The sequence below is a fragment of the Epilithonimonas hungarica genome, from assembly GCF_900102265.1.
Taxonomy (GTDB): Bacteria; Bacteroidota; Bacteroidia; order Flavobacteriales; family Weeksellaceae; genus Epilithonimonas; species Epilithonimonas hungarica.
Genome location: NZ_FNBH01000002.1, coordinates 831,761 through 843,940, shown reverse-complemented (window position 1 = coordinate 843,940; position 12,180 = coordinate 831,761). Strand labels below are relative to the sequence as shown.

Genomic DNA, 12,180 nt, shown 5'->3' with positions numbered 1-12,180 from the left:
ATTTTGTAAAAGTCTGCAAAGATATGAAATTATATTTAAATCAAAACAAATTGTTTAAATGTTTGAATTACAGTATATTATTGCTTGTTTCTGGTTTTGTGCTATTGGTTTACAATAGTTTTTAAAATTAATATTTCTCATGAATATCTTATGATAAAATCAAAAATAAATTTTCTTCATATTTTGATAACATCTGCTTAAATGTAAAATTTTAGTTACACGAGTTTTATCAAGTGCTAAAAGCAGGGGGTTATTTTGTTCAATAAATTAATATTAAGTATAAATAGCGTTAATTTTTCAGGGGTCATATTATTTTGAATTGTATTTTTTGTAAATTTGCCCTGTTTAAAATAACACACTTTTATGTCAACATTAAGATTTAAAGCCTTAGCCGAGCTTCCATTTAGAAATTATAGAAAAGATAATTTCATAGAAGTTCCCTCAAAACTGTCTGAATTGTTTTGTCAAAACGTATTCTCAGAAGAAACAATGAGAGAATATTTGACGAAGGAAGCATTTCAATCGATTCTGGATGCAATTAAAAAAGGGACAAAGATCCAGAGACACATTGCAGACCAGGTGGCTGTTGCGATGAAAGATTGGGCATTGTCAAAAGGTGTGACGCATTATACACACTGGTTTCAGCCATTGACTGGTGCGACTGCGGAAAAGCACGATTCTTTCTTCACACCAATTGGTGGAGGTAGAGCTATTGAGAGATTCAGCGGTGCATTGTTGATTCAACAGGAACCAGATGCTTCTTCTTTTCCGAATGGCGGAATCAGAAATACTTTCGAAGCGAGAGGATATACAGCTTGGGATCCAACTTCTCCGGCTTTCATTATGGGAACTACGCTTTGTATTCCATCAATTTTCATTTCTTACACAGGTGAAACGCTTGATTATAAAACACCTTTATTAAGAGCATTGAACGCGGTTGATGAAGCTGCTACAGATGTAATGAAGTCTTACTTCGATAAAAATGTAACAAAAGTTTCTCCGACTTTGGGTTGGGAACAAGAATATTTCTTAGTAGATACGGCTTTGTATCAATCAAGACCGGATCTGGTTTTGACAGGGAAGACTTTGCTTGGACATTCTCCGGCAAAAGGACAGCAGCTCGATGACCATTATTTTGGTTCTATTCCTACAAGAGTAATGAACTTCATGAAAGAGTTGGAAATCGAATGTATGAAGCTAGGAATTCCGGTTACTACTCGTCACAACGAGGTTGCTCCAAACCAATTCGAATTGGCGCCAATGTTCGAAGAGGCGAACGTTGCGGTTGACCACAATTCATTATTGATGGATATTATGGCAAGAATTGCGCATAAACACCATTTCCATATCTTATTTCACGAGAAACCATTTGCGGGAGTTAACGGAAGTGGAAAACATAACAACTGGTCTCTTGGTACTGATACAGGCGAAAACCTTTTGAGTCCTGGAAAGAATCCAAAGAAAAATCTTCAGTTCCTGACTTTCTTTGTCAATACATTGAAGGCGGTCCACGATTATTCTGACTTATTGAGAGCATCGATCGCATCCGCAAGCAACGACCACAGATTGGGAGCTAATGAAGCGCCACCGGCAATTATTTCTGCATTCATCGGAAGCCAATTGTTCGGCGTCTTGGAAGAGTTGGAAAAAGTAACGGATGGAAAGCTATCTCCTGAAGAAAAAACTGAATTAAAACTTAACGTTGTTGGGAAAATTCCTGAAATTCTTTTGGATAACACCGACAGAAACAGAACTTCTCCATTTGCATTCACAGGAAACAAATTCGAGATCAGAGCGGTTGGTTCTTCTGCGAACTGTGCCGAAGTAATGACGGTTATGAACGTCATTGCTGCGAAACAATTAAGAACTTTCAAAGTTGAAGTTGATGCTTTGATCGAAAAAGGCCTTAAGAAAGATGAGGCGATCTTCAATATCCTTAGAGAATATATCAAGCAATCTAAGAACATTATGTTCGAAGGTGACGGATATTCTGACGATTGGGCAAAAGAAGCTAAGAAAAGAGGCCTTAATAACTTAAAAACAACTCCTGAGGCGCTTAAAAAAGAATTAGATAAAAAATTCGTTGAGCTTTATGAGGAACTGGGAATCTACTCACATAGAGAGTTCGAAGCTAGAAATGAGATCAAATTAGAGAAATATTCAACAGTGATCGATATCGAAGCTAGGGTTTTGGCAGATATCGCGAGAAACCACATCATTCCTGCCGCTCTTAATTATCAAAACAGATTGATCGAGAATGTTAAAGGACTGAAAGAGATTTTCCCTGAAAAAGAATTCAAGACCTTGGCGAAAGAACAATTGAGTTTGATCTCTGATATTTCTGGAAATGTATCTCAGATCAAAGTTGGTGTTGATAACCTTTTATCAGCTAAGGAGAAGGCTAAAAACACTACCGGAAGTCAGAAGCAAGCAGAGGAATACTGTAACAAAGTGATCCCATTATTTGAGAATATCAGAGAGGCTTCCGACGCGTTAGAAATGATGGTGGATGATGAACTTTGGCCAATGACCAAATATAGAGAATTGTTATTTACGAGATAGACAATTTCTAAAAAGTTAAAAAATCTTAACTAAAAATAAAACCGCAAAGTCTAAATAAAGGCTTTGCGGTTTGTTTTTTTTTAACATTCTACAAAAGACTGTTAAAATATGTTAAACTAAAGAGAGTTCAAATTGATTTGAAAGACCCTTTAAACGGTATTGGCTAAATTTGCTATGCAATCACAAAATACCAACCCAAGTTTAACACAAATAATTAAATATATATGAAGAAAAGAGTTCTAGTTTATATCTTATTTGTGACCACGTTTTTCACACTTCAGTCTTGTGTTTCTAACTATGTGGTTTCTAACAATCAAACATACAAAACTGATGCCAAATTTGCATCTTTGGAAGTAAAAGCAGTATCTAATAATTCAAATAACAAAGGACAGCGTGTTCTGGCTTCTATGGCTACTACCAATGATGCAATCAAAAGGTCAGCGATAGAAAATGCGATCAAGCACAGTAATACGATTGACAATATATTATCCGAAGCTGAAAGTTACCTAGGAACTCCATATAGATTCGGGGGGACCTCCAGAAGCGGAATAGATTGTTCAGCATTTGTATTGTCTGTTTTTGGCGCAGCGGCCGGGATGGATCTTCCAAGAGTTGCGGCAGAACAATCACAAGAAGGTGACGCTGTAGAAAGAACAGAATTACAAAAAGGAGATCTGGTTTTCTTCTCGCACAGAGGTAGCAGAATTTCTCATGTAGGAATTGTAGAAGAGGTGACGCCTGAAGGTGAAGTTAAATTCATCCATGCAGCTACTTCAAAAGGAGTAATGGTTTCTTCACTGGATGATAACTATTGGGGACCAAAATTCAGGTTCGCAAAGCGCGTTGTAAAAGAGAACGGATTAAGTATATTAAATAATTAGAGAGACTGAAATATTCAGAAAAAACCTCAGAAGCGATTCTGAGGTTTTTATTTTATGATCAAATTTTCAATCTTCAGTTTAACATCCTGGGTATTCAGTCTCAGAATCAAGAAATATAACTCTGGGAACTCAACAGCTATTTCCTGCCAAGTTTGATTTAATTCAGATATATTTTCAATGCCCTGCTCAATACTTGCTAAAAAATGGGCTTTTCTCTGGATCAGTCCTCGGAAACCATACGCTCCTAACACCTGTAAAAAACGCATCAGTTTCATCCAATTAAATGATTCTTTCAAAATGCTTTTATCGGACTCATCCATCCAAAATGATAAGTAATAATCCAGCATTTCTTCTTTAAAATTATTAGGAAAATTAGCTTTAGCCTGATAGAGAAACGAGATCACATCATAAGCGGCTGGGCCTTCCATTGCTGATTGATAATCGATAAAAAAAACCTCATCTTTTTCATTCACCAAAATATTTCTAGATTGGAAATCCCTGATCATAAGGGTTTTTGGGGAGAGTTTCTGAATTTTTTCTGAGATTGCCCTAAACTCTTTTAAAAGCGATGATTTGTGGTATTCGATTTCCAGGATATCAACAAAAAAATTTTTGAAATAATACAAATCGTGAGTGATGGGCAGATCATCATAACTTTCATACTCGAAACTTTTGGAGAAATCTACTTTTCCTAAAGTGCTTGTCTGAAGCTCAAATAATTTCTTGAGACTTTTTTTTACCAGATCCTTCACCCGCTCAGATAAGCCTTCTTTAGAAATAATCTCGGAAAGTGTTTTGTTTCCAAGAAATTCCTGGATATAAACATTCCTTTCGGAATTGATTTTGAAAATCTTAGGTGTGTTGAGGTCTAGGCTTTGGAATAGTTCTGTGAAATAGAAAAAAGCCTCATTTTCCCGATTGTTTTCATTGTAAGTAATAATGAAGTCCCGATCTTCGGATCTTCCGATATAGTTGCTCCTGGAAGAGCCACTTGGTGGCAATGCTTTGAAAAAGTCTGCTTTTTTCCCTAAAAACTCTTCGAAAAATTCTTGATGATCCTGCATAGAAACAAAGTTAATTAATAATAGAATTTGAAACACGAAAAATTGTAATTTTACCAAATGAAATCACGATCTGTAAATTTTTGCTACAAATTCTGATGGTGAAATGTGATTCCATATGACCCTTGAAAAAAAATGAATATCTGCATATGAAAGATTTTCTGCCTGTTCTGAAGATTCTGTTAAGATTTGTTGTCATTTATATTGTTTTGGTGCTGCTGTATCAATTCTATCTTAATGGTTATGAGAAAGAAGTGGTTGATCCTTTCACACGTTGGGTTGCAAAGCAAGTGGCATTTTTGCAAGATTTATTAGGCTTTCCGACCATATTGGTTGATAATATGAAACTTCATAGTGTACTTTTCCGGACTTCCGGAAAGTTCACGACAAGAATGGTAGAAGGTTGTAATGTTTTTTCGGTCGCAATCCTTTTTGCAGCTTTTATTTTTGCTTTTTACAAAGGAAAGAAAACATTTTTATACGTTGCAGGAGGATTGGTTATTCTTCATATTCTGAATGTCTTTAGGATCGCATTATTGAATATTATTTATTTAAAATATCCCCAGTACGAAAAAATAGGCCACGATTACATTTTTCCAGCGATTATCTATGGTGGAGTGGTTATTCTTTGGTTGGTCTGGATTCAGTTTTTTGCTTTGAAGAAGACTGGGAGACCATAGCCATCAGTATATATTTTTAGCTTTTTCGACCTTAATTATTGATTCTTAGCAATTAATAACATTTATTTTTATATTTTTGCCATCTAACACATGAAAAACAATGGAAAATAAATTTATTACCAAAGCTCAGCTTTTCGATATTCCCTTATTGAATCGAACCGATTCTAATATTTTACAATTCGTTTTATAAAAAATTTACTCTCGTAAGTAAATTGTGATCTTATGTTTTTTTCAATCCATTTGGATTGAAATTTTCATGACCTCATTTCCCTTATCAAAGAATATAAATTTTTTGTAAAATGATTGTTTACATATTAATTTTGTTGTACTTAAAAGTTTCCGAAAATGCTTAGGTGGTTTTTGGTTCTATTAGGTATTTTAGGATTGATCGGAATCCGCGGATTGGAAGACAAAATCTTCTATGATCCCTTTTTGCAATTTTTCAAGTCGGCCGATCAAACTGCTTTATTTCCAAATTTTATCTGGGGAAAATTGATTTTGGGTTATCTTTTACGCTTTGCCCTCAATACCTTTTTCTCTCTCTGGATCATTCAATTTCTTTTTGAGAATAAGGAATGGACGAGACAGGCTTTGATTTTGATCCTATTGGTTTTTGTGATTGTTTTTCCAATTTATCTGTATTGTATCTACGATAAGTTCCAATTTGGGTATTTGTTCTCTTTTTATGTGAGACGCTTTGTAATTCAGCCTTTGACGGTTATTCTTATTATTCCTATCTTTTATTACAGGAAGAAGGTTTTACAGGATTAGTTCTTCAGCGTATGCTTATCCGGCTGAGAAATATTCTCGCCATTCCACTCGATTTTTTTTAAAAAATTTTGTTGCCGGACAGGGCAGTTTTCTATTTGACAAATGGCACAAGAAGTTGGCTTGCAGTCATCCATATGGAAATTGAACTCCACTGAGCGGTCCGTATTCTTCGCAATAAGTTTGATCAATTCTTCCATTTCATCATGCGCTGTCCTAAGCTCAAAATACCAGGGCAACGTGAGGTGCGCATCGATGTGAAGTCTGCTTCCAAACTGTTGTATTTTAACGTTGTGAACGTCAATCCATTCTTCTTTACGGTTTTTGTTGAGGAATGTCGCCAGTTTGTTGAGCAACTCCGGATCTGCCTCATCCATTATTCCACTCAGAGATTTGCGTATGATCTTATAACCGATGGTAATGATATAGACACCCAAAATCAGGGCTACAACAGAATCAATCCAAACCAGATCTGTGAAGTAAACTAAGACCAAACTCACCACAACGCCTAGCGTCGTAATTGTATCACTTTGCAAATGTTTTCCAGACGAAATAAGTACGATAGAATTTTCTCTCTTACCTTTCTGAATAGAGATATAACCGATAATATAATTGATAACCGCAGTCGCAGCAATGATCCAAATTCCTATGTTTAATTTGTCAAGGACCTTTCCAGAGATCAAACTATTGGTTCCCTCATAAATGATCATAATACCAGCAATGCTGATCAAAGAACCTTCTATGGCCGAGGTCACAAACTCTACTTTCCCGTGTCCATAAGGATGGTTCTCATCTCTTGGCTTAGAAGCTAGATATAAGGAGTAAAGTCCCAAGAATGCACTGATGACATTTACGATGCTTTCCATGGCATCAGAAAAGACAGCATCAGAATTGGTGAGTTTCCAAGCAATTAATTTTCCTACGAAAAGGATAATGCCAATGGTAGCGATCCATTTCTGAAATGCAATATTGGAATTTGTTTTTTTATTTGTTTTCATTGCTAAAAAAAGAATCTTCGAAATTTCGAAGATTCTTTAGATTTTGTTAGTTTAAACTAAGTTGTTTGCTACTAAGTATTCTGCAATCTGAACTGCGTTGGTAGCAGCACCCTTTCGGAGATTGTCTGCCACGATCCAGAGGTTGAGCGTCTTCGGCTGAGAGAGGTCTCGTCTGATCCTTCCCACAAAAACCTCATCTTTTCCTTCGGAGTATAAAGGCATTGGATATTCGTTGTTTTTAACATTATCCTGAAGAACAACACCAGGTGTTTCAGAAAGGATCTTTCTTACTTCATCAAGGTCAAATTCATTCTCAAATTCGATGTTAACACTTTCAGAGTGTCCACCTTGTACTGGAACTCTTACGGCTGTCGCTGTCAAATTGAATGTATCGTCACCCATGATTTTCTTAGGTTCTTTCATCAATTTGATCTCTTCTTTAGTATAATCGTCATCAGAAAAAACATCACAATGTGGCAATGCATTTTTGAAGATCTGGTAAGGATAAACTTTCTCAGGGCTTTCTCCTTTGATCTCTGCATTTAGCTGGTCAACAGCAGCTTTACCTGTTCCGGTAACGGATTGATAAGTTGAAACAATGACCCTTTTGATATCGTATTTCTGATTCAACGGATGAAGAACCATTACCAATTGTATTGTGGAACAATTTGGGTTGGCGATGATCTTGTCTTCTTTTGTCAGAACATTAGCATTGATCTCCGGAACAACCAATTTCTTAGTTGGGTCCATTCTCCAGGCTGATGAGTTATCGATCACTACTGTTCCAACTTCGGCAAACTTCGGGGCAAATTCCAAAGAAGTTCCGCCACCTGCTGAAAAAATAGCGATCTCGGGTTTGACTGCAATAGCGTCGTTCATGCTTACGATAGTGAATTCCTTGTCCTTGAATTTGACCTTGTTTCCAACAGATCTCTCTGATGCTACAGGAATTAATTCGGTGATTGGAAGATCTCTTTCTTCCAAAACTTTCAGCATAACTTGTCCAACCATTCCGGTTGCGCCTACTACAGCTACTTTCATTGTTTTAAATTAATTAAAATTGTTAATAATATTTATCCAAAAACTCTTGCCCAAGGGAATGCAAATACAAATAATGCAACTGCAACTAATCCTAATGAGACAACAGGAATTGTTAATTTGTCGTTAGATTTTACTTTTTTGTTGATGATGGTCATAATAACTGCTGCAATCAACATAGAGAAAGGGTGCTCCACATACTGGAATCTGGCATAAGGATCTTTCATCAAAGTTCCGGCGTCCAAAGCTGCTTTGAAGCCCGGGGAAAATATGAATAATAAAGCAACGCCCACCAAAAACTGAACGTGGAAGAAGATCATTGTGAAAAGGGTCACTTTTCTAAAGGGTTTTGAGATTTTCCCACTATAACCAAACATTGTGGCCAATAACAGAACTAAAAATGCTGCAACTAATGCAAGCTCTAGGTATCCAAAACCTTTGTGAGCATTAAGAAAAATTTTATAAAATTCCATATTCAGATTTTTGATTGACAAAGATAGAAAAATCCCGACAGAATGCCGGGATTTGAGTTATTAATTAAAACCTTTTAATTGTTTTAGAATTTATAAGAGATGGAAGCTGCCCAAGTTCTTCCGAAACCGAAGAATACAGTGTTGCTTGTATCAATTCCTTTGTAGAAATTCAGAGGGTTATTGATGTAAGCATCATATGCTGCTTGAGCTTGTGCGTCGGTATTTGAAGATGTTTTAAAATCTGCTAACTCTTTAACGTGGGTAGATGTTTTACCGTCAGATATATAAGTTGTGTCAAGCAAGTTATAAACATTTCCTGTCAAAACAATCTTGTGCCCATTATTAAGATTGATACCGTAAGATAAACCGACATCAAATAAGTTATAACTAGGATATTCTAAAGCACCTTTTTTACCATTGTTGCTAATGGAACCATCGGCTTTGGTAATAGCAATATCACTGAAATTGATCAAGCCATAATAGTTGTCATAATAGTTCCAGTTTGCAAAAACACTAAGTTGTTTCAAAGGTTTAACTGTAAAGCCTAATGCAGCGGTAGTTTGGGCGGCATCAGAAACTTTTACCTTATCTAATGCGAAAATAACATCTGTTTTACCGTTTAACGAAATTGGTGTTCCGTTCTCGTCATAAAGATTACCTGTTGCATTACCTTTATATTTCCAATCGCCAATAGAAAACATCGCGTTGAAAGATAAGTAGTCTGTGGCTTTTATAGTACCTTCAAATTCAACTCCCATATGGATTTCATGAATGCCTGTCAAGTTTGCAAAAGGTCTGTTGTAATTTCCTCCTGCGGGATTTGGAACAGTAAGTCCAGTAAATCTGTTATATCTGTCTTTCCAAGAAGTATAGTATAAGTTCACATTTGCATTGAAGATTCCACTTCTGAAACCATAACCTAATTCTGCGGATGAAATTTTTTCATTTGTCAGTAACGGGTTTACGATTTGTTGGTTACCTGTTGCCCTACCATCGTTAGTATTAATCAATGGGTCATTTCCAGAGGCGGTTGCAAGAGGCGAATTGTAAACGGAATTAAATAAAGGTTGTTTTTCATAATAACCAATATTTGCAAATACATTGTGCTGCTCATTAATGTTATAATTGGCCCCAGCTTTTGCATTAAATCCAAAAAGGAACTTAGTGTTAGTTTTTTGATTTACTGCTTGACCTTGTTGTATAGTTCCATTTTTCAACCAGTTATCTATTCTTTTGTAACCTTGCTCAGAAGCAGATCCCTGAATGAACGCGGATATTTTTTCATTAGAGTATTCCAATTGTCCAAAAACGCCACCCCAAAGAACTTCACCATCATAGTTTCTGTAAACAATTTGGTTTTTGTCCTTTACCGCTGCTGCAAAAGGGTTTGCGGAAGGCTTAGGATTTTGTACATAAGTTACATCATAAGGGGCTGAATTCATATTGTCCCTTTCAATATATTTTGTATTACCCCAAAGGTCCGTTAAAACACCCGGGTGGTAACCATAGTAATATCTTAAGTCAATTCCTGCAGAATAGTTCCAGTTATCATTGATCTTATGTTGGAAATTAGATAATAATCCATACCAGTCGTGAGAGTTGATACTTGCCCTTCTTGCCAGGCCATTGGTTCTAGTCGCAATGCCTGGGGTTGCATTTACCTTGTTGATACCTGTATTGTTTGCAACATTAGGATTCCAAACTACGTTTTGCCCTTGATTCCAAGCTACTATGTCATCAAATCTTATTAGGCCATCAGTTGTTTTAGGCAAAGAATTGATGCTAGTATTGTTGATTGAACCAATAACTCCAGTTCCTCCGCCTCTTCCCCAAGAAGCGTATCCCACTGTAGATAATTTTGATTTTTCAGATATTTTCCAGTCCCAGTTGATTGACATAACAGGTTTACTATAGAAGTTGATGGATTGCGACATCACATCGCCATTAAGATAACCCCAGTTAGAATTATATCTTCTGTTTGGTTCATCTACACCATTTCCATATTTGATGAAATCGGAAATTTTTGTTTGGAAGTTTTGCATGTGCCATTGAGGAGCTCCTGTAAAAGTGAACTGGAAGTCATGGTTTCCTTTTTGGTAACCTAATGCAAAATAATAGTTGTAAGCTTCAAATTCGGAAGCATCAATATAAGTGTTACCAGCAGTCCTTGACATCAGAAATGAAGTAGACCAACCGGTTGCAGATTTTCCTGTATTGTAAGAGAATAGAGTTTTAAGATAACCATCGTTACCTACGCCAACAGTTACATTACCCTCTCTTTTTTTATCCGCTGCTCTTGTAATAATATTAACAGTACCACCAACAGAGGCAATAGCTAATTTGGAAGAACCAAGACCTCTTTGTATTTGCATTGCAGAAGTTACATCAGAAAGCCCTAGCCAGTTACTCCAATAAACAGCGCCATCTTCCATTCCGTTTACAGGAACACCATTGATCATTACTGCAGTATTGTTAGTATCGAAACCACGAATATTCATACGTCCGTCTCCAAAACCGCCACCACCTTTTGCAGCATAAATTGAAGGAGTCGATTTTAAAATTTCTGGAAATTCCTGATTTCCAAGTCTTTCAATTATTTGTGCTTCTTTGATTGTAGAAACAGCAACAGGAGTCTTTCTATCTTTTGCAAGATCGGCAACTCCCGCAATTACGACTTGTTCAATGTCGTTAGTTTTACTTAACGTATCTTGAGTAGATTGAGCAAAGTAAAAACTCGCCGTACTCATCGTCAGCATAAGGACTAATGCTGGTTTTTTCGATAACATTTTCATTTTTTTAAGATTTATGTCGCAAAAGTCTTAAAAAAATCAATATGTTCTGTTAATATAGTGTTAAATTTTTAATGCTTTGAGACTCAGGTCGATATTGCTAGAAGAGTGGGTTATTGCACCTGCAGATATAAAATTGACACCAGTTTTGGCCACCGAATTTAACACATCACGTGTAATTCCTCCGGAAGCTTCGGTTTCAGATCTTCCATTGACAATTTTTACCGCTTTTGCCATTGTTTCCACATCCATGTTGTCAAACATAATTCTGTCTACGCCGGATTTTACTGCTTCTTCCACCTCTTCAAGATTGCGGGTTTCAACTTCTATTTTAAGTTTGAGTTTGTTTTTCTTGACGTAATCTTTTGCCATTTTCACAGCATTGGTAATACTTCCGTTATAATCGATATGATTGTCTTTCAGCATTATCATATCGTAAAGTCCGTATCTGTGGTTAGTTCCGCCGCCAATGGCAACTGCCCATTTCTCACAAACTCGGAAATTAGGCGTGGTTTTTCTTGTGTCAAGAAGTTTAGTTTTTGTTCCCACTAATCTAGAATCCCAATCGTGGGTCATTGTTGCAATGCCGCTCATTCTTTGCATACAGTTAAGAACCAACCTTTCTGTTGAAAGAATCGACCTTGCTTTTCCTGTTACAATAAACGCAATGTCGCCTTTTTTTGCAGATTCTCCATCTTTGATAAAAATCTCCATTTTCAGATTTTTATCAAAGTTCTTGAAAATAATTTCTGCCAATTCCACTCCTGCCAGAATGCAATTCTCTTTTACAATAAGTTGAGCCTTCTGTTCCAAATCCTTCGGAATCGTAGAGAGCGTAGAATGGTCGCCATTTTGAATGTCTTCTTCCAAAGCAGTTTTTATGAATTCTTTTAAAACTTTGTCGCTGGCGTATGCTGGTCTTTTCATTTG

At 36.4% G+C, this 12,180-nt stretch carries 10 protein-coding genes; 4 read left to right on the top strand and 6 right to left on the bottom strand.

Annotated features, from left to right (window positions below):
* Positions 1 to 363: 363 nt before the first annotated feature.
* Positions 364 to 2,562 carry a glutamine synthetase III family protein gene (locus BLT30_RS11135; RefSeq protein ID WP_089873599.1) on the top strand — a complete coding sequence of 733 codons (2,199 nt, stop codon included), beginning with the start codon at positions 364 to 366 and terminating at the stop codon, positions 2,560 to 2,562.
* Between the two features lie 224 nt (positions 2,563 to 2,786).
* Positions 2,787 to 3,443, top strand: a complete 657-nt coding sequence (locus BLT30_RS11130) for a C40 family peptidase (protein ID WP_089873598.1) — start codon at positions 2,787 to 2,789, stop codon at positions 3,441 to 3,443.
* Positions 3,444 to 3,490: 47 nt separating this feature from the next.
* On the opposite strand, the gene BLT30_RS11125 is transcribed toward BLT30_RS11130, so the two are convergent.
* Entirely contained in the window at positions 3,491 to 4,507 is a 1,017-nt protein-coding gene (locus tag BLT30_RS11125) for an aminoglycoside phosphotransferase family protein (protein ID WP_089873597.1), read from the bottom strand.
* A 146-nt stretch (positions 4,508 to 4,653) separates the two neighbouring features.
* Here BLT30_RS11125 and xrtF point away from each other — a divergent pair, with 146 nt between their 5' ends.
* Entirely contained in the window at positions 4,654 to 5,184 is a 531-nt protein-coding gene (xrtF, locus tag BLT30_RS11120; protein ID WP_089873596.1) for an exosortase family protein XrtF, read from the top strand.
* 345 nt (positions 5,185 to 5,529) lie between these two features.
* Positions 5,530 to 5,955, top strand: a complete 426-nt coding sequence (locus tag BLT30_RS11115; protein ID WP_089873595.1) for an exosortase F system-associated membrane protein — start codon at positions 5,530 to 5,532, stop codon at positions 5,953 to 5,955.
* Here BLT30_RS11115 and BLT30_RS11110 read toward each other — a convergent pair.
* The 5 genes from BLT30_RS11110 to nadC all read right to left on the bottom strand — a co-directional run bounded on the left by BLT30_RS11110 (position 5,952) and on the right by nadC (position 12,177).
* The gene (locus BLT30_RS11110) at positions 5,952 to 6,950 is read right to left on the bottom strand and encodes a cation diffusion facilitator family transporter (protein ID WP_089873594.1); all 999 of its coding nucleotides are present in this window, start codon (positions 6,948 to 6,950) and stop codon (positions 5,952 to 5,954) included. The genes BLT30_RS11115 and BLT30_RS11110 overlap by 4 nt on opposite strands.
* Before the next feature lie 51 nt (positions 6,951 to 7,001).
* The gene (locus BLT30_RS11105; protein WP_089873593.1) at positions 7,002 to 7,991 is read right to left on the bottom strand and encodes an aspartate-semialdehyde dehydrogenase; all 990 of its coding nucleotides are present in this window, start codon (positions 7,989 to 7,991) and stop codon (positions 7,002 to 7,004) included.
* Positions 7,992 to 8,023: 32 nt separating this feature from the next.
* Positions 8,024 to 8,461: a hypothetical protein gene (locus tag BLT30_RS11100; protein ID WP_089873592.1), complete on the bottom strand. Its 438-nt coding sequence runs from the start codon at positions 8,459 to 8,461 to the stop codon at positions 8,024 to 8,026.
* An 83-nt stretch (positions 8,462 to 8,544) separates the two neighbouring features.
* Positions 8,545 to 11,253 (bottom strand): TonB-dependent receptor, encoded by a 2,709-nt coding sequence (locus BLT30_RS11095; RefSeq protein WP_089873591.1) that lies wholly within the window; start codon positions 11,251 to 11,253, stop codon positions 8,545 to 8,547.
* A 60-nt stretch (positions 11,254 to 11,313) separates the two neighbouring features.
* Entirely contained in the window at positions 11,314 to 12,177 is an 864-nt protein-coding gene (gene nadC / locus BLT30_RS11090; RefSeq protein ID WP_089873590.1) for a carboxylating nicotinate-nucleotide diphosphorylase, read from the bottom strand.
* Between the last annotated feature and the right edge of the window lie 3 nt (positions 12,178 to 12,180).